The following is a 17597-nucleotide window of genomic DNA, read 5'->3' as shown; positions in this document are numbered from 1 at the left end:
TAAGGGTGTCGTTTTAAACGACACCCATCGCCGAGCAATCCAACTTTACTTTAACAAGGAAAACTATGCGAGCTATCGTAATAAAACCCCATCCAATAGTCTTTGACAAAATTGAACGCTTAATTAATGTCAATGGTATGAACTTTGAAGAAGAGTTCCTCGCCAAAGTTATTAGCGAGCATTTGGCAAAGCAGAAGAATGGAAAATTGCCAACGATTACAGATGCTTTTCAAATCTATATGAATGAAGCTACATCGTCACACCGTCCAACATTTGTTAAACACGCTAACTATCACTTCCGTAGTTTTAAAGATTTTTTTGGTGATTTAACTTTAGATGAGCTAAAGCATTGGCACATTACTGAATATAGGGATTATCAGCTTGCAAGAGGGTTGAGTCCAACTAGCGTTCGGAAACATAACAACACACTCAACGCAATGCTGAATATGGCATTTAAGCATTTGGACATAGATAGGCTAAGTCCATTTAGAGCATTAAAGATTAGGGGGGAAGGTGATAACAAGCGTCCAATGCCAATTATTACGACGCAACTCATTCATCAAGTCAAAGAATGCTTATTAAGAAACTCAACACCACATAAGTTAGTAGCACTCATTCAGCTTAATACGGGTTTTAGGTTGTCAGAACCACTATTTGCAAGATTGGAGGATTGTGTTTTAGAGCACGATATTCCGCACTTATGGATAAGGCGAAATGCGTTGAGTGACAGAAAAACAAAATCAAGCATTCGTGCTGTACCACTTTGTGGAGTTTCATTAGATGCCGCAAAGGAGTTATACAAGATTGCAAAGAAGAAAAATAGCGAATGGTTTGTACCGCACTACGCAAGGGATAACGGCAACAGTAGTTGTTCGCAAATCATTAAGAAAACACTAAAGGAGTTTGACTTTAAAAGTCATATGTTTAGACACGCAATCATTGATAGGATGAAGGCAAGGAATGACATACCCACACGCCTCGCTGAGAGTATTACTGGGCACAGCAGTGGGGGAAGTGAATTTAATACTTACGGGACTGTGGGTTATACGCTTGAGCAAAAGCGGGATGTAATTTTGAAGGTGCTTATCTAAGCAATTGGTGTCGTTTAAAACGACACCGTATAAATACTCATATGCATCAATACAAAGCAATCGTTAAAGTCGGTGGGGTAGTAATGAGCACCATCGTGTTTGCAGAAAATCCCAACTATGCTTACAAGTTAGTTCAGCAACAGTACGGCGCCAACAATGTTGTATCGCCACCTATGCAATTAACTCGCTAAGGTATGGCGCAAAAAAGTAACTTGCAATCCAATACAGTATTGAGGAAGCACCAACAAACATTAACCCCAGCACCACTATTTTTGCCAGTCTAGTTGGTTGGGGAATGGGTATGGTGGTAACCATCTTCGCAAATCCCTCATCTGATTTTGTGTATGAATTGATATTTGTATATAGAGTGGGAGGGAAGTAAAGATAAGAGATAGCAATCTCTTCTCCAGCCACAAGGACTGGAATAAGAATTTCCGCTGAGTCATTAGCGTTGTTAAGAATTTGATAATTAACCTGTGGAAAGACTTGAAAGCTATTGGGAAGATAGTTATGTCCAATCCGAACATTCTTTGCTGAGACTCTCCCTGTATTTTTAACGACAAAAGTATGAATATTGACTTGTGATGTTTGCTGAGGTGATGGCGATTGGATATTTAAGGGGATTGCTGAGGCGTGAACTAAATAGGTTATTAGCTTGGGCTTGTCTTCCAATATTTTTTTGATAACAACCGCTAAAACTGTAGTCAATACTACAGAGCCTGCTTTTAGTAGCAAATCAACGCCAACAGTCATAAATTCTTTCAAAGTGTCTTTCGCTAAATACTATATGAGGATTAACGAAATTCAACCAATTAAGCCGCTTACTCCGCAACAGGCACGCTTGGATGCATTAAAGCGACAGAAAGATAATGTCAGTAAAGCGTTAGACAGCGAACGTAAGCGTCAAAAAATTACCAAAGCACAGCAAAATTTACAAAAAGCAGTTTCTGCGTAAGCAGGAAAAGCGAAGTAGGGTTAAACACCCTTAAACAGGATTAAGCACCGTAGAACTACACGGTTGCACGATTAGGCAGAGTTAGCTACAGTTAAAACACATAGGAAATAGCATTTGCCCCAGCGTCAAGCAGAATGTGGGGCGGATTTGCTACAATCACACCTTCGGCGAATTAGCTCAGCTGGTTAGAGCGACGGAATCATAATCCGCAGGTCCGGGGTTCAAATCCCTGATTCGCCACCAAATCTAAAGGCCATTGCCCCTCGGCAGTGGCCTTTTTTCTTAGGGTGCTGGGTATGGCTAAATTTTGGAACTTTGTTATTTTCCAGCTTGGTTGGTTTGCCTGTGTGCTGGGCGCCGCCAATAGAGAGGTGTTTTGGGCGGTAGTGCTTACTTTGATCTATATTGCTTTCCACGCTTGGCGTTCGCCTAATCCCAAAACAGAAATTAACCTTTTATTTAAAGCCTTTATCTTTGGCCTTGTGGCTGACACCCTCATCATGCATTTGGGTTACCTCGATTTTCGGGATGACTGGCCGTCACCTTATTTATCGCCTCTCTGGATGTGGGTTTTATGGGTTTTGGTTGCCACCACCATCAATGGATCCATGACTTGGTTGCGGGGTAGGCCCGTTCTAGGGGCTGTTTTAGGGGGTATTGCCGGCCCCATGTCTTATGAAGCTGGCATCCGGATGGGTGCTGGAGGATGGGGTGCAGGCGGTCAAATCACTGGATTTATCTTCGTTGGGGTGGTCTGGGCCATGGCAATTCCCCTCTTTTTCTATTGGGATCGAGCTAATCATACGCAGCTTAGTAAAAAATCCGTAAATTCAGTTTAAAAGTCGCTTGCAAATACTACTGTTTTTATATACAGTAACTCCTAAGTTGTTACACAGTAGATAAAACTTCGGGAAAAAGCCCAATACATAGCGAAAAGGGAATAAAAATGGCCTTGGATGACAAAAGAAAATCAGCCTCTTCAGAATTTGAAGGGATGAGCGGAGACAAGCAAAAAGCATTAACAGCAGCGCTGGCACAAATTGAAAAGCAATTTGGCAAAGGCTCAATCATGAGATTGGGCGATGCTGAAATTAGTGAAGATATTCAGGTAGTTTCTAGTGGTTCACTTGGATTAGATATAGCTCTTGGGGTTGGTGGTCTGGCACGCGGCCGTGTGATTGAAATCTACGGCCCAGAATCTTCTGGCAAAACAACACTCACATTGCACGCTATTGCAGAAATGCAAAAGCTTGGTGGGACTTGCGCATTTATTGACGCAGAACATGCCTTAGATGTGCAATACGCCGGAAAGCTGGGGGTCGATGTAAATAATTTGCTGATCTCTCAGCCTGATACCGGTGAGCAAGCTCTAGAAATTGCAGATGCTTTGGTACGCTCAGGCTCGATTGATTTGATCGTAATCGATTCTGTTGCCGCTTTGGTTCCAAGAGCTGAGATTGAAGGCGATATGGGCGATTCATTGCCGGGCCTACAAGCGCGTTTGATGAGCCAAGCTTTACGTAAGTTGACTGGTGCTATCAAGCGCACTAATACTACTGTGATCTTCATTAACCAAATTCGTATGAAGATTGGCGTAATGTTTGGCTCTCCAGAAACCACTACTGGTGGTAATGCGCTGAAGTTCTATGCCTCTATGCGTTTAGACATCCGTCGCATCGGTAGCATCAAAAAGGGCGATGAGGTTGTTGGTAATGAAACCCGTGTGAAGGTTGTGAAAAACAAGGTCTCTCCTCCGTTCCGCGAAGCGATTTTTGACATCATGTACGGCGCTGGTATTTCCAGGGAGGGCGAAATTATTGATATGGGTGTCGAAGCTGATCTCGTTGAGAAGTCAGGCTCTTGGTATAGCTACAACGGTGAGCGTATTGGTCAGGGCAAAGACAATGTGCGTGAGTTTTTAAAAGGGAATCCAGCCATTGCTAAAGATATTGAAGCAAAGATTCGTGAGAAATTGGGCGTTAAATCTGGTTCAGCAGTGGTGACTGATGTGCTGAGCGAGGAAGAAGTCGAATAAGTGCGTTGAGTAATTCAATGTCAGATCCGAGCGGTAATCAGAAAGTGAAGCAAAGCCCGAGTCTTAAAGCTCGGGCTTTGCGCCTTTTGTCGCAGCGAGAATATAGCCGCAAGGGCTTGGCTGCCAAATTAGCTGAATCCGAGGTTAGATGGGGCAAGTTAGGTTGTGAACAGGCAGAGCAAACTCCAGAGTCCAGGCATTCTCAAATTGAGGCTGTCTTGGACGACTTTGAGGCCAGAGGTTGGTTATCCGACGAGCGCTTTGCTGAGGCTCTGGTTCGAAGGCGTAGTGAGCGCTATGGGATGCGTAAGATCGCCGATGAGCTCGAAAGGGCTGGCGTGGATTCCAAGCAGTCATCCAAACTTCTTGGGACTCTTAAAGAGACTGAGTTTCAGAGGGCTTTTGATCTCTGGACCAGGAAATACGGTGTTTGCCCCCAGGACCAAAAGGAAAAAGCAAGACAGTATCGGTTTCTAGCATCCAAGGGTTTTGGCTCTGAAGTGGTCGCCAAGGTGATTAGTGGTCAGACCCCCGATTAGGGCAATTACGGATCGGAAAACACGATTTGCGGCATTGCAACATGATAGACTTATGAAGTCGGTCAAGCCGCTCACATTTATTCAAATTTGGCTAATTTAGCTATTTCTCGAGTAAGCATGGGATCAAGGCAACATCGGTTTAATAAATCCTCATCGCTTGCTAAAAAAGATACCGTTTCGGAGTAATTATGAAAATTCACGAGTACCAAGGCAAAGAACTTCTTCGCCAATTTAATGTGCCAGTTCCTAACGGCATTCCTGCATTCAGTGTTGATGAGGCGGTGAAAGCTGCTGAAAAATTAGGTGGCCCAGTATGGGTTGTGAAGGCACAGATTCATGCTGGTGGTCGCGGTAAGGGCGGCGGCGTGAAACTGGCTAAAAGCATGGACGAAGTGAAGAAATATGCTTCAGAAATTTTGGGCATGCAGCTCAAGACACATCAAACCGGACCAGAGGGTCAAAAAGTAAATCGTCTCTTGATTGAAGATGGTGCTGATATCAAAAAAGAGTACTACTTCAGTATCGTTACAGACCGTGGCACGCAGAAGAATGTGATCATGGCCTCCAGCGAAGGCGGTATGGATATTGAGGAGGTAGCAGAAACTCATCCAGAGAAAATTATTAAAGTGTTTGTTGATCCATTGATTGGTTTGACAGATGCAGATTGCGACATCGTTGCAAAAGGTATTGGCGTTCCTGATGCGTCTATTCCTATGGCTCGTGATGTATTTAAAAACTTGTACAAGACTTACTGGGATACGGACGCTTCCTTGGTTGAAATCAACCCATTGATTCTTGAGGGCAACGGCAAGATTAAGGCTTTGGATGCAAAGTTCAACTTTGATCCAAATGCATTGTTCCGTCATCCAGAAATCGTTGCTTATCGCGATATCGACGAAGAAGATCCTGCTGAAATCGAAGCTTCAAAATTTGATCTTGCTTACATCTCATTGGACGGCAATATCGGCTGTTTAGTAAACGGTGCAGGCTTGGCGATGGCTACCATGGACACGATTAAGTTGTTCGGTGGCGAGCCAGCTAACTTCTTAGACGTAGGCGGTGGTGCTACAGCAGAAAAAGTAACTGAAGCATTCAAGATCATGTTGAAAAACAAGAGTGTTGAAGCTATCTTGGTCAATATTTTTGGCGGCATTATGCGTTGCGATGTGATTGCTGACGGCGTGGTTACTGCATGTAAAGCAGTAAACCTCACAGTACCTTTGGTTGTGCGTATGAAGGGCACAAACGAAGAGCTGGGCAAGAAAATTCTTGCAGACTCTGGTTTGCCAATTATTAGCGCCGATTCAATGGCTGAAGCTGCTACCAAGGTAGTTGCTGCTGTTGCCAAAAACAAATAATCCAGGAATTTCAATATGTCTATTTTGATCAATAAAAACACCAAAGTCATTACACAAGGTATTACTGGTAAGACCGGTCAGTTCCATACTGAAAAATGTCAGGAATACGCAAACGGCAAAAACTGTTTTGTTGCGGGCGTAAATCCTAAGAAGGCTGGCGAGTCTATTTTTAATATTCCAATTTATGCAACCGTTAAAGAGGCAGCCCAGCAGACTGGTGCGACTACTTCGGTAATTTATGTTCCGCCTCCAGGTGCAGCAGCTGCAATCTGGGAAGCTGTTGAAGCTGACCTTGATTTCGTGATCTGTATTACTGAAGGCATTCCAGTGCGCGACATGCTTGAAGTGCGTAACAAGATGCATGCAAAAGAAGCTGCTGGTGGCAAGAAAACTTTATTGCTAGGCCCTAACTGCCCAGGCATCATTACTCCAGATGAAATCAAGATCGGCATCATGCCTGGCCATATTCATAAAAAAGGCCGCATTGGTGTTGTGAGCCGTTCTGGTACCTTGACTTATGAAGCAGTTGGTCAATTGACGGCTATTGGCTTGGGCCAATCTACGGCAGTTGGTATTGGTGGCGACCCGATCAATGGCTTGAAGCATATCGACATCATGAGAATGTTTAACGAAGATCCAGATACTGACGCTGTGATCATGATCGGAGAAATCGGTGGGCCAGACGAAGCTGAAGCAGCTCGTTGGTGCAAAGACAATATGAAAAAGCCAGTGGTTGGCTTTATTGCCGGCGTTACAGCGCCTCCAGGCAAACGTATGGGTCACGCAGGTGCTTTGATCTCCGGTGGTGCTGATACTGCGGATGCCAAGCTTGCCGTTATGGAAGAGTGTGGCTTCAAAGTAACAAAGAACCCATCAGAAATGGCTGCTTTGTTGAAAGCCATGTTGTAATTAGCAATAAGGAAAAGGATGCTGTTTACTCAGCATCCTTTTTTGTAGTTCCCAGTAGTAAAAAATAAAACATATAAAAACGTAGGAGACATCATGGATTTTTCAGTATTTTCAGGGCCAGCATTTTGGGCTGCGCTTCTATCAATTATTGTGGCTAACATTTTGTTGTCTGGTGATAACGCGGTAGTGATCGCTCTCGCATCACGTAACTTGCCACCAGCCCAGCAGAAAAAAGCCATTTTTTGGGGTAGTGCCGCAGCGATTATCTTGCGTGTAGTCCTCACAATTACTGCTGTTCAATTGCTGACCTTGCCTTACCTCAAGATCATTGGCGCTATTTTGCTTCTTTATATCGGCGTTCAGCTTTTGGCTGATAGCGGTGAAGATGAAGATATGCATGCTCATCCCAATATTTGGGGTGCGATTCGTACCATCTTGGTGGCGGACTTGGTAATGAGCTTAGACAACGTATTAGCGGTAGCTGCTGCAGCTCAAAAGGGTCCAGAAGAAACTCGATTGGTGTTGCTCATCATCGGCCTAGGTCTCTCTATTCCATTGATTATTTTTGGTAGCGCTATGCTATTAAAGGTGATGGATCGCTTCCCGATTATTATTACTTTAGGTGCTGGCCTATTGGGCTTGTTGGCTGGTGGAATGTTGGTTGAAGATCCAGCAATTAAAGAGTCTATGCAAGCTGCATTTGAAGATGCACATATGATTTTTGAGGGTATTGGCGTTGCGATTGTGCTTTTAGTTGGCACATATCTCAAAAAGAAGCAGAAGATTAAAGAGGCGGCGTAATTACCTCGCATCAAATCAGAAGAGCCGGCTGAACATGCCGGCTTTTTTTACGGCCAGATTCCTTGCGCTATAAAGGTATAGACTTGAAGATGAGGGATTCAACCTCAGGAGCCTGAATAAATGCAAAACACAAACCAAGACCAGAAAAATCTAGAGCAAGAAAAAGATCAAGAGGCGGGATTTACGCTGATCGAGGTAATGGTTGTGGTGGCCATTATTGGAATTTTGGTCGCCATAGCGGTGCCGCAATATCAAGACTATATTGCGCGTAGTAGGGTGGTAGAGGGTATGAATTTATCCTCCAGCGCCAAGCTTGCCGTGACCGAAGCTTTTGCCAGCAGAGGCACTGTCCCGATGGATGAAGCGACGCATGGATCATTTACATTTACTCCCACGCGTAGCGTCAAGTTGATTGAAATCACAACATCTGGGGCAATAGCTATTGATTACCAGATTAGTGTGGCGCCAGAAGGCAAAAACACCTTGCATCTCATTCCTACAAATGAGCCTGATGCTAATGTTCCAAAGCCTTTGGATCTATCAAAGCCTGAAGGGTCAACTTGGGCTGGCGGCTGGTCATGTAGATCTACCGAGACTAATTTAATTCCTCAGCTACTGCCATCAGAATGTAGGATAGGAAAATAATCCACTAGCCGCCAATGGGCGGCTTTTGTATAGTGGGGCTTATGCATATGAATCTTTTAAAGCTTTTCCTAATTACCTTTCTTTTTTGCCTTTCTTGCGCCAGGGTTCATGCAGAGGCAGCTAGCAGCCCCTGCAATATCGAAGTAAAAACAAGCCCTGCTGGTAATGGCGCAATTGAATATCTTCAGGTGGGCAAAGGCACCCCAATTCTTTTGCTGCATGGGCTGTTTGCGCAAAAAGAGCAATGGTCTGAGCTAGCTTGTTATTTATCGGACGCCGGTTATTTGGTGATTGCTCCCGACCTACCCGGGTATGGAAAAAGCACTCATTTCTCAATTGTTGATTACAAATTAGAGAATCAAGTTGAAATACTGAATCAATTCACGAGCACTTTAAAGATTCAGAAGTTCAATATTGCAGGAAGTTCTATGGGTGGCGCAATTGCAGCTATGTACGCTCGCACCTATCCTCTACAAATTAGATCGCTTGCTTTTATTGGCGCCCCTTTAGGGGTTGATGGTTGGAGTACGCAGGTTAAGAGCGCTCTTTTTCAAGGCATCAATCCATTCATTCCGATTTCGGAAGATCAATTAAATATGGAGATGCAGCTTCTATTTTATAAGCCACCCGTATTGTCAGAAGCTATCCAGCAGAGTCTGGTTGCAGATTATCAAAAGTCTAACCGTCACTATCAGCAAGTTTGGGATATCGTTAATCTTTATTTATATGAGATTGAAAAAAATCCTCATTCGCATAAGCCGGTTCTGATGCTGTGGGGCAGGGAAGATGGAATTTTCGAGGTTGGTGGTTTGCAAAGGTTGAGGCAAAAATATCCGAAAAATCAACACCTTGTTGTCAAGGATGTTGGTCATTTATTGATGCTCGAGAAACCTAAAGAAGTTGCTGCTACTTATATTCAATTTTTAGGATCAAGGTATTTATTTTAGGTGGAGATGCTTGATTTCCATTTTTCGCTCTTACCGCCTCTCTTCATCCACCCCCTATTTTTTAAATAAGTTCCATCCAGATAACCCTCCTCAGCTTATTTTGCCTAAAGCATTACGGACTTTTTGAATTAATGTCAATGCAGGGGCTTTGATAATAAAATGTCCACTATGAATCCTCAACTTCAATTAATGCTTCAGCAAGCTATCCAAGCCTTTCAGAATGGTAATTTGGAAAGTGCTGACTTAAGTCTAAGAAGAGTTTTGCAAGTCGACTCAAAAAATCTTCCAGCACTTCACATCTTGGGTTTAATTAAAGTCTCACAATCAAACTACAAAGAAGCTGCTGATTATTTAACTAGGGCTGCTCGAATTCACCCGAATGATGCTTCAATACAGTACAACTTAGCGAAAGCTCTTTCGGACTCTGGAAATGATAGAGATGCTCTTATGCATCATAAAAAGGCGGTTACTTTGGCCCCCAATAATCCAGAGGCTTGGCTTAGCTATGGAAAAACTGCATCTAATTTGGGTCGTCATGAGGATGCTTTAGTTTGGTATGGCAATGCGCTTCGCTTAGAGCCTGACTATGCAGAAGCTGCATTAAATAGTGGCGCAACGCTGAAAGAGCTTAAGCGATATGAGGAAGCTATTACTTTCGCCGAGCGGGCATTAGCAATAAATCCTAATTTGGCTGAGGCATGGTCGAATATCGGTGGTGCCCTGCATGAACTTAAGCGGTATGACGAGGCGATTGCTCACTACGATAAAGCATTAGGTCTGAGGCCGGACTATCACGAAGCTTGGGCCAATAAGGCGGCGACCCTGCATAAACTTAAGCGGTATGACGAGGCAATTGCTCACTACGATAAAGCATTAGGTCTGAGACCTGACTATCACAAAGTCTGGGCCAATAAGGGGGTGACCCTGCATGAACTTAAGCGGTATGACGAGGCAATTGCTCACTACGATAAAGCATTAGGTCTGAGGCCTGACTATCACGAAGCTTGGTTGAATAAAGGCCTCGCCTTAAACTTGCTTAAGAAGCATTCTGAATCAGCCAAATGCTTCCAAAAAGCTCTAGAGTTTAACGTTGGCGATTCCTATTTGCTGGGCCAAGCCCATCACCAAATGATGCTTGGGTGTGATTGGACTGATTATGATAAGAAGATAAATGAAATTTTTCATTTAGTGAATCAAGGTCGTAAGGGGGCTGAGCCTTTTGGTTTTCAGGGGATTGCAAGCTCAGAGGAGTTGTTAAAAAAGTGCGCTGAAATTTATTCAAGCGACAATTTTCCTATGTTAGGTAATTTGTCAAAATTATCAAAATATGAACACCATAAAATTCGTATCGGCTATTTGTGCGGTGAATTTAGAAATCAAGCTACCTCAATCCTAATGACCCGTGTTTGGGAGTTGCATGATCAATCCAAATTTGAAATTTTTGCTTTTGATAATGGCTGGGATGATGGGTCTGATTATCGCCAAAGAATTGCGTGCGCTTTTAGTAATATATTTGATGTAGCTGGGTTAACCGATTTAGATGTGGCAAAACTTATTCATCATAATGAGATTGATATTCTTGTGAATCTAAACGGTTTTTTTGGTCTCGCAAGGCAGGGGGTATTTTCCTATAAACCTGCACCAATTCAGGTGAATTATCTTGGTTTTCCTGGGACTATGGGTATCAAGTACATGGATTACATTATTGCTGACAAAGTGGTGGTACCAGAGGATTCAAAAATACATTACGTTGAAAAGCTTGCATATTTACCTAATAGCTATCAAGCAAACGATGATAAGAGGAAAATCTCTGATAGAAAATTTTCGAGGGCAGAATTGGGCCTTCCAGAAGATTCCTTTGTATTTGCTTGCTTTAATAATAATTACAAAATAACTCCTACCATCTTTGATTCGTGGATGAGGATTTTGTCCCTTGTTCAGGGTAGTGTGTTGTGGCTTTTGGCTGATAATCCTGCGGCCAAGGACAATCTCATCAAAGAGGCATTGGCTCGAGGAATAGATTCTTGTAGGTTGGTATTTGCAGAACGTCTGCCAATTTCAGAGCATTTGGCTCGCCATGATTTGGCAGATCTATTTCTGGATACTCTTCCATACAATGCTCATACCACCTGTAGCGATGCCTTATGGGCTGGACTACCTGTTCTGACTTTAAAGGGGCAAACTTTCCCCGGAAGAGTTTCTGCTAGCCTTCTCAGTGCCGTTGGTTTGAGCGAGTTAGTAACTTATACCCAAGATGATTATGAGGTCTTGGCGATTGAGTTGGCTAAGAATCCAAAAAAACTTGCAAATATTAAATTAAAGTTGATCAACAACCGCTTAATTGCCCCTTTGTTTGACGCGCCACTCTTTACCAACAATCTTGAATCAGCTTATATAAAAATGTATGAGCGGTATCAGGCTGGTTTAGAGCCTCAGGACATATCTATTACTTAGATAGTATTTTAAGTATCGCCAAGGTCAATTCTTCTAGGTTATTTAGGCTAGTTTCTGATATCTATAACGAGGTCAGCCTTGGCTTGATTTGTATATAGAGCATCTCGCAGTGGTTTCCTATATCGGTTGAGAGTCGGAGTAGTGCACTTTTCACTGTGCATGGTCCTAGCTGAATCCATCCATATATTGGCCAATTGGAATCCGATGTTCATGGCGGATCAGCGGGATCAGTTCATCCGCCTGCTAGCTGAGGCAGTGGCCCTTCGGTTTTTTAGAGGCGGACGCCTATGCTGCCCTCCCGCAACACTTTTTGATCAAGCTCTCTCCGGATAATTCCTTCTCTTTTTTGAGTAAACGATTTGGATTGTGCTGGTTTGGTCTGCCGGCGCATATTTGCGAATACGCCTACTGTTGGCAAATATAATCTTTATGAATATAGATTATTTAATTAATAACCAGAAGTTAAATGAAAATAGCAAAGCAAAGCCATCCAAAGTACCGTTCTGATATTGATGGATTACGGGCTATAGCAATTTTATCTGTAATGGCATTTCATGGATTTCCCAATTTGGTGCCAGGAGGATTTATAGGCGTTGATATTTTTTTTGTAATTTCAGGATATTTAATATCATGGATTATTTTTGAAAATTTACAAGAGGATAATTTTTCATTTATCAATTTTTATGCGCATAGAATCAGGCGAATATTTCCCAGTCTTTTAGTGCTTTTTTTGATTGTTTTTTTGGTTGGATACTTTTCATTGTCAACTGAGGAGTTTTCTCAGCTAGGGAGGCACATAGCTGGTGGGGCTGGATTTATTTCAAACTTTATTTTATTAAATGAGAGTGGATATTTTGATATTGCGGCCGAAGCGAAACCACTTTTAAATCTGTGGTCCCTGGGTATAGAAGAGCAGTTTTATATTTTATGGCCACTAGTAGCATGGATTGGATTGAAATTAAGACTTAGATTTTTACTGCTTGTGATTGCTCTTGGTATTTTTTCTTTCGGCTTAAATATTTTTTATGTAAGTAGCAGCCCAACATACACTTTTTACTTTCCAGCTACCCGTTTTTGGGAGTTACTAATTGGTTCGTTAATTGCTGGCTTTGCTATTAAGGGCAATTTCTTAAAAAAAGATTGGATAAATTTATTCTCTTTTGCTGGCTTCTTTATGCTACTGGCGGGGCAGTTTCTAATTGGCGTTAAAAGTGCATTTCCTGGATGGTGGGCTTTACTGCCAACTGTTGGAACTGCTTTATTGATTATTTCTGGTCCGACTGGTTTTGTTAATAAAAATATTCTGACATCAAAAATTCTCGTTTGGATTGGTTTAATTAGTTTTCCTTTGTACCTTTGGCATTGGCCAATACTCGTGTTTTTTGGGTTGCTGTGTCCAAGCGAGCGAACCGGCCTTGAAACGCTATATTTAATCACCCTTTCTTTTTTTCTGGCCTGGGTTTCTTATCGCTTTGTTGAGAAACCGATTCGCGGTAGTGGTGGAAGTAAAACTACCATAGCATTGATATGTTTAATGTTTGTAATGGGTTTTGTTGGATATAACACCTATGTTAGAGATGGGCTTCCATTTCGAGAGGCCGCCAAAAATACCATAACCTTAAATCAGCTTATGCCCAATCCCAATGTGCCAAATTGTTCCGTTGGCGAACCTGCATATCCTATATCACAACAACCAAAAGAATGTTTTGCCAATACTAAAGATGGTAGTTGGGGCACCTCTGTATTTCTTTGGGGTGACTCACATGTCGCTAACTTTAGTTATGGAATGACGGCTGATAGGATTCAAAAATTCGATATTCAACTTCGATATTTAATGAAAGGAGGCTGCCCTCCAGTCTTAAATTTTTCACCTTCAGGCAATAGTGAATGTTTTAAGTTTAATGAATTTGCTTTAGATCAAATTGCTAAATACCGTCCTTCCACAGTTGTTTTATTGGCTGATTGGGTGATTTATAGAAAGGTGGGACAAAATTATCTATCTAACGAAATGATAGTTACTACAATAGATTCCTTAAAGAGTTTGGGCGTAAAGAAGGTAATTCTTGTTGGTAATTTTCCTGATTTTGAAGTTAACCAAGGAAGATTGGGAATGAATATCTTTATTCCTAATTTGGTCTCTAGAACTTTTAAGCGGCTTAATTTTTCATCCATTCAGGCTGATAAGGATATTAAAGAAATTGCCGAAAAAAATGATGTTTACTTTGTTTCCCCTATTGGAGTTCTTTGCAATAGTGAAGGTTGTTTAATTTCTGCTTCTGAGAGTGAGTTCATTCCAATGGCTTATGATAAAACTCATCTCACATACCCAGGATCGGATTACTTTATCCGTGATTCCTTAGGCAAAAATTTCTTTAGATAATGTTAGTTTTAACTATGGTTTTAAGTATTGCAAGTGGCAATTTTTTAGTGTCTGTTAAGGCTACCCGTGTACACCCTAAAAAGGTTGGCCTCATACCTGTAACTTTCCGTTACCATTACGAAATGTTGCCATTTACCTCTCCTTGTTAGGACGGGATTAGGCCAAGAGTGCTTTTATTCTCTCATTATTGTTTTACTGGCTAGTGACTACTCAGTAGATTTCCACTCCCCGCTCTTGCCACCACTCTTCTCAAGCAGCTTTACATCCCCCATCACCATGCCTCGGTCTACTGCTTTGCACATGTCATAAATTGTGAGGAGAGCGACTTGGACTGCGGTGAGGGCTTCCATTTCGACGCCAGTTGGGCCGGTGGTTTCGGCTCTGACTTGGCAGGCAATGCTGTTTTCTTTTGGGTTGGTTTGGAATTCCAGGCTAACGTGAGTCAGCGCTAAGGGGTGGCATAAAGGAATCAGGTCTGATGTTCTTTTCGATGCCTGAATCCCTGCAATTCTGGCGATTCCTAGTACATCACCTTTTTTATGGGTGCCAGCCTCTACCATTTTGAAAGTTTCAGGCAGCATCGTAATTTTGCCCGTGGCGACGGCGATGCGATGGGTATTGGGTTTATCGCCAACGTTTACCATGTGGGCTTGCCCACTTGCATCAAAATGAGTTAGTTTGTTCATGGGATAAGTTTTACCATATAGAGATGCAAGAGATAAAGTCAGTTCCAAAAACCTCTTTTTTGCGCCGTGCTTTAGCTATTCAGTTAATGGCGAGCCTTGCCTTTGCTGGCTTCCCCGCATATGCAGCTACCCCCGCTGGGGATGTATCTGTGGAGGGCAATTCTGCCGCAATACAGAACATTGGACGTGCTATGCAATCACCCGATGCTCGCCCAGCCAATGCCCCAACACGTAGTTCATTACAAAGTCAGCCCACTATTATTTTGCCTGATATGGGGGATCCTGGCGGAGATGCATTAAGCAGAATGGATGAGCGTAAGTATGGCGAAATGATCATGCGTCAAATTCGCCCAGATGCTGATTATTCAAATGACTTGCCGCTCTATGATTTTCTAAATCAAATGGAACGCCGTCTTTTGCAAGCCGCCAGAAAGTTGCAGCTTGGCGGTGCAAATGAGCAGGGAAGTGGAGCTTATAACTTTGAAGTGTTCGCTGTAAAAGACAGCAGTATCAATGCGTTTGCATTGCCAGGCGGTTTTATTGGATTTCATACGGGCCTGATTGTGAATGCTGAATCAGATTCTGAAGTGGCCTCAGTAATGGGGCATGAGACGGGGCACGTATTACAGCGGCACCTAGCGCGTCAAATGGATAAGCAAACCACCAACATGATGATTGCATTAGCTGGCATGGTTCTGGGGGCTTTAGCCGTTTCACGCAATCCATCCGCAGCCGCTGGCTTGATGCAAGGAGGTCAAGCGGTTGCAGTGAATAACCAATTGTCCTACTCCCGAGATGCGGAGCGGGAAGCTGACCGTATTGGATTCCAGATTTTGGATGCCAGTGGATACGATGTTAATGGCGCACCGGGATTCTTTCAGCGCTTACAAAAAGCCACCGGCATCATGGATAAAGGTGTACCCGGCTATGTCCGTACTCACCCTTTAACAACCGACCGAATTGCTGATATGCAAGACAGAGCGCGGACCGTAGGCGCACGCAATGTACCAACATCTGTTGAGTTTTATTTCATCAAAGCGCGAGCTCGTATGGAGCAATCTGGCACCTCTAGTGGAATGTATGACTTAAAAAATACATTCGACAGCTTGAGTAAGCAACAAGCAATTGGTAAACAGCTAGAAGGTTTTTATGGCTTAGCTTTAATAGCGCAGCGCCAAGGAAAGGTTGATCTAGCAGAGGCTGATTTGCAGCAAGCACGCAATCTGGCTCAGAAAGCAAGTGCACCAGGGTCACCCATTCAAAGGCAGAGTCTATCCCTTGATATCACGGCCTCCGAGTTAGCATTAGCAAAAGGACGTGGTGAAGAGGCGCTACAAATTGCTCAGGCTACTTTGCGGGCGTATCCCCAGTCTTATGCCGCTGGTGCTGCCATGATTAATGCAGAGCTAAAGCTGGGCCGTAATAATGATGCAATTACTTGGTTAAAGGCGCGTACTCGAGCCCAACCTAACGAGGTTGTATGGTGGAATCTACTCTCTAAGTCTTATGATCAAGCAGGCAATATTCCGATGCGCCATTACGCACTAGGTGAAAAGTACGCGCTTGAGGGAGCATGGCCTTCAGCAATTGAACAACTTCGGATTGCACGCTCTGCTGGTGGTGCAGATTTTTACCAGGGCTCAAGTATTGATGCTCGCTTACGTGAAATGCAACGTCAATACCAGGATGAGCTTAAAGAGCAGGGTAAACAAATGCCAGGCTAGGAAGCTTGGGGTGTCGGGTTTGCAACGAAGTGAAAGCGAGCCGCCAACTCTGCGTAAAGAACTGGATCTAAGGGTAATGTTTTATCTTCCCAAACCCATGATCCACCAAAACTACAGGCCTCTTCACGAAGCTTGGCGAGTTCAGAAAAATGATCGAGATCGTGATCATGCAAGAGGGCAATTGATTGGGAGCTATTTTCACAAAATGGCTGATTGTCACTTCTGCTGTAGATCGTTCCGTTTACTTTACCGATGATATAAATGTTGCCGTTTTCATCACTTAATGCACCATTGGTCTCCATCGCTTGATGGCATTGGTTGATTATGGTTGGGCTCTCTTTACCTGGAATGATTCTGACTATCCAAGGCGTGGCATCTAGGGTAATAAAAACCCGTTGAGGACCATTCTGAAAAAAGTATCTACCAAGTTCATCACAGGCATAGTTTCGAGCGATGAATTCATTTAGGGCTTGATGCTTAATGATATTTCCAGGAAGATTATTTTGTTGCGTGAACTCATCGCGCATACGCCATTGACCGCGACGATCTAAAGCAAGCCAGCCATAGCAATCAGGTACATTGGGCCACTTCATCAGCGACCGCAGCACTTGATTATCCATAGTACTTAATGAAGTCCGTGCGGAGTAGAGGGTGCGTCGAAGGTATCTTCGGTGGAGTGGCTGGCATGCAGGTGAGCAATGCGCCAGCCTTGACTGTCTTGAAGTAACACCAACGTAATATTGATGAAAAATTCTGCTTCAACTTGATCTGCTCTGAGATGTACGGCTTCTGTTGTGTCATACACTGCGGCGCCTAAAACGGAGTGGCTAATGCAAGCAATTGGCTCTAAAAATAAAGGTTGCTTAGCAAGCAATCTTTCTAAACCTTCCCGAATTTCCGCATGACCGGTAAGGCGATGCCCTTCGGGGAGTACGCAAGTAATTGAGTCATCGTCTAGCCAAATATCTAGGGCAGCTTGTACATCGCGATGACTCAATGCATCTCGCCATGCCTCCACAACATCATCTGCACTGTGAAAGAGTCTGGCAAGTTTTGGCATGGCTTACTATTCC

Annotated in this window: 18 protein-coding genes and 1 tRNA gene; 15 read left to right on the top strand and 4 right to left on the bottom strand. The window is 43.3% G+C overall.

The window, feature by feature from the left end; all coding sequences use genetic code 11:
- Nucleotides 1–65: 65 nt before the first annotated feature.
- Together ICV36_RS08980 and ICV36_RS08975 are read left to right on the top strand one after the other, a co-directional pair.
- Nucleotides 66–1091, top strand: a complete 1026-nt coding sequence (locus tag ICV36_RS08980) for a tyrosine-type recombinase/integrase (protein ID WP_215400352.1) — start codon at nt 66–68, stop codon at nt 1089–1091.
- Nucleotides 1092–1132: 41 nt separating this feature from the next.
- The gene (locus ICV36_RS08975) at nt 1133–1282 is read left to right on the top strand and encodes a hypothetical protein (RefSeq protein WP_215400351.1); all 150 of its coding nucleotides are present in this window, start codon (nt 1133–1135) and stop codon (nt 1280–1282) included.
- On the opposite strand, the gene ICV36_RS08970 is transcribed toward ICV36_RS08975, so the two are convergent.
- The gene (locus tag ICV36_RS08970) at nt 1263–1856 is read right to left on the bottom strand and encodes a hypothetical protein (protein ID WP_215400350.1); all 594 of its coding nucleotides are present in this window, start codon (nt 1854–1856) and stop codon (nt 1263–1265) included. The genes ICV36_RS08975 and ICV36_RS08970 overlap by 20 nt on opposite strands.
- Before the next feature lie 22 nt (nt 1857–1878).
- Between ICV36_RS08970 and ICV36_RS08965 the strand changes: the two genes are divergently transcribed.
- From ICV36_RS08965 to ICV36_RS08910, 12 genes are all read left to right on the top strand, one after another.
- A complete protein-coding gene (locus tag ICV36_RS08965; RefSeq protein WP_215400349.1) occupies nt 1879–2046 on the top strand; it encodes a hypothetical protein in 168 nt (55 codons plus the stop codon).
- A 166-nt stretch (nt 2047–2212) separates the two neighbouring features.
- Nucleotides 2213–2289 (top strand) — tRNA-Met (locus tag ICV36_RS08960).
- Between the two features lie 53 nt (nt 2290–2342).
- A complete protein-coding gene (locus tag ICV36_RS08955) occupies nt 2343–2885 on the top strand; it encodes a DUF2878 domain-containing protein (protein ID WP_215400348.1) in 543 nt (180 codons plus the stop codon).
- Nucleotides 2886–2992: 107 nt separating this feature from the next.
- Complete coding sequence (recA, locus tag ICV36_RS08950) at nt 2993–4081, top strand: recombinase RecA (RefSeq protein ID WP_215400347.1); 1089 nt, start codon at nt 2993–2995, stop codon at nt 4079–4081.
- A gap of 17 nt (nt 4082–4098) precedes the next feature.
- The gene (gene recX, locus ICV36_RS08945) at nt 4099–4620 is read left to right on the top strand and encodes a recombination regulator RecX (RefSeq protein WP_215400346.1); all 522 of its coding nucleotides are present in this window, start codon (nt 4099–4101) and stop codon (nt 4618–4620) included.
- 188 nt (nt 4621–4808) lie between these two features.
- Nucleotides 4809–5978, top strand: a complete 1170-nt coding sequence (sucC, locus tag ICV36_RS08940) for an ADP-forming succinate--CoA ligase subunit beta (RefSeq protein ID WP_215400345.1) — start codon at nt 4809–4811, stop codon at nt 5976–5978.
- A gap of 15 nt (nt 5979–5993) precedes the next feature.
- A complete protein-coding gene (sucD, locus tag ICV36_RS08935) occupies nt 5994–6887 on the top strand; it encodes a succinate--CoA ligase subunit alpha (RefSeq protein ID WP_215400344.1) in 894 nt (297 codons plus the stop codon).
- A 93-nt stretch (nt 6888–6980) separates the two neighbouring features.
- The gene (locus ICV36_RS08930; RefSeq protein WP_215400343.1) at nt 6981–7688 is read left to right on the top strand and encodes a TerC family protein; all 708 of its coding nucleotides are present in this window, start codon (nt 6981–6983) and stop codon (nt 7686–7688) included.
- 120 nt (nt 7689–7808) lie between these two features.
- Nucleotides 7809–8333, top strand: coding sequence for a pilin (locus ICV36_RS08925; protein WP_215400342.1), 525 nt, complete (start codon nt 7809–7811; stop codon nt 8331–8333).
- A gap of 41 nt (nt 8334–8374) precedes the next feature.
- Complete coding sequence (locus ICV36_RS08920) at nt 8375–9280, top strand: alpha/beta fold hydrolase (protein WP_215400341.1); 906 nt, start codon at nt 8375–8377, stop codon at nt 9278–9280.
- A 168-nt stretch (nt 9281–9448) separates the two neighbouring features.
- The gene (locus tag ICV36_RS08915; RefSeq protein WP_215400340.1) at nt 9449–11734 is read left to right on the top strand and encodes a glycosyltransferase family 41 protein; all 2286 of its coding nucleotides are present in this window, start codon (nt 9449–9451) and stop codon (nt 11732–11734) included.
- A 466-nt stretch (nt 11735–12200) separates the two neighbouring features.
- A complete protein-coding gene (locus ICV36_RS08910; protein WP_215400339.1) occupies nt 12201–14114 on the top strand; it encodes an acyltransferase family protein in 1914 nt (637 codons plus the stop codon).
- Nucleotides 14115–14320: 206 nt separating this feature from the next.
- Here ICV36_RS08910 and moaC read toward each other — a convergent pair whose 3' ends face one another.
- A complete protein-coding gene (moaC, locus tag ICV36_RS08905; protein ID WP_215400338.1) occupies nt 14321–14800 on the bottom strand; it encodes a cyclic pyranopterin monophosphate synthase MoaC in 480 nt (159 codons plus the stop codon).
- 23 nt (nt 14801–14823) lie between these two features.
- Here moaC and ICV36_RS08900 point away from each other — a divergent pair, with 23 nt between their 5' ends.
- A complete protein-coding gene (locus tag ICV36_RS08900) occupies nt 14824–16524 on the top strand; it encodes a M48 family metalloprotease (RefSeq protein WP_215400337.1) in 1701 nt (566 codons plus the stop codon).
- Here the strand turns inward: ICV36_RS08900 and ICV36_RS08895 are convergent.
- Together ICV36_RS08895 and ICV36_RS08890 are read right to left on the bottom strand one after the other, a co-directional pair.
- Nucleotides 16521–17144 (bottom strand): DUF2946 family protein, encoded by a 624-nt coding sequence (locus tag ICV36_RS08895; RefSeq protein ID WP_215400336.1) that lies wholly within the window; start codon nt 17142–17144, stop codon nt 16521–16523. The two genes, ICV36_RS08900 and ICV36_RS08895, sit on opposite strands and share 4 nt — an antisense overlap.
- A 5-nt stretch (nt 17145–17149) precedes the next feature.
- Nucleotides 17150–17584, bottom strand: a complete 435-nt coding sequence (locus ICV36_RS08890; protein ID WP_215400335.1) for a nuclear transport factor 2 family protein — start codon at nt 17582–17584, stop codon at nt 17150–17152.
- Nucleotides 17585–17597: the final 13 nt, after the last annotated feature.

Source organism: Polynucleobacter sp. MWH-UH35A, assembly GCF_018687075.1.
Classification (GTDB): Bacteria; Pseudomonadota; Gammaproteobacteria; order Burkholderiales; family Burkholderiaceae; genus Polynucleobacter.
The sequence above is the reverse complement of the archived record's forward strand: the minus strand, read 5'-3'. Positions and strand labels throughout refer to the sequence as shown.